This window comes from Martelella alba, from assembly GCF_005217455.1.
Taxonomy (GTDB): Bacteria; Pseudomonadota; Gammaproteobacteria; order Enterobacterales; family Enterobacteriaceae; genus Acerihabitans.
On sequence record NZ_SZPQ01000138.1, the window covers coordinates 1 to 1156 of the forward strand.

Genomic DNA, 1156 nt, shown 5'->3' on the forward strand with positions numbered 1-1156 from the left:
TAAATAGCTGCGCAGAATAATAGATCACATTGAGGGAACTCAGCCCGGATTGTGCGATCTGATCAATCGCCAAACATCACAAATCACCAACCGGACTGAGCGATGCCGATAATAGCACCAATACCCCGTGACGAACGACGCCTGATGCAGAAAGCTATCCATAAAACACGTGACAAGAACCATGCCCGCAGGCTGACCGCAATGCTGATGTTGCATCGGGGCGACCGTGTCAGCGATGTCGCAAGAACGCTTTGTTGTGCCCGTTCTTCTATTGGGCGCTGGATTAACTGGTTTACGCACTCAGGTATTGAAGGCCTGAAATCCTTACCCGCAGGACGCTCCCGACGCTGGCCTTTTGAGCATATCTGCACCCTGTTACGTGAACTAATAAAGCATTCTCCCGGCGATTTTGGTTATCAACGTTCACGCTGGAGTACCGAATTACTGGCGATAAAAATCAATGAAATAACCGGATGCCAGTTACATGCCGGCACGGTGCGTCGCTGGTTACCCTCTGCCGGGCTGGTATGGCGCAGAGCCGCGCCAACGTTGCGTATTCGCGATCCCCATAAAGACGAAAAGATGGTGGCAATCCATAAAGCACTGGACGAATGTAGTGCAGAACATCCGGTCTTTTATGAGGATGAAGTTGATATCCATCTTAACCCAAAAATCGGCGCAGACTGGCAGGTTCGCGGGCAGCAAAAGCGAGTAGTCACGCCAGGTCAGAATGAAAAATATTATCTTGCCGGAGCCTTACACAGCGGTACAGGAAAGGTCAGTTACGTTGGCGGCAACAGCAAAAGTTCGGTGCTGTTCATCAGACTGCTGAAACATCTTAAAGCCACATATCGACGGGCAAAAACCATCACGCTCATCGTAGATAACTACATTATCCATAAAAGCCGTGAAACACAGCGCTGGTTGAAAGCAAATCCCAAATTCAGGGTCATTTACCAGCCGGTTTACTCGCCGTGGGTGAATCACGTTGAGCGGTTATGGCAGGCGCTTCATGACACGATAACCCGTAATCATCAGTGCCGTTCAATGTGGCAGTTACTGAAAAAGGTCCGCCATTTTATGGAAACTGCCAGCCCATTCCCCGGAGGAAAACATGGTCAGGCAAAAGTGTAGCGGTATTAGGCGCAGCTATTTA

1 protein-coding gene is annotated in these 1156 nt (G+C 49.7%); it reads left to right on the forward strand.

Going from position 1 to position 1156, the window contains the following annotated elements; all coding sequences use genetic code 11:
• The first annotated feature begins 102 nt into the window (after positions 1 to 102).
• Positions 103 to 1134, forward strand: coding sequence for an IS630 family transposase (locus FCN80_RS26055; protein ID WP_136993264.1), 1032 nt, complete (start codon positions 103 to 105; stop codon positions 1132 to 1134).
• The last annotated feature ends 22 nt before the right edge of the window (positions 1135 to 1156 follow it).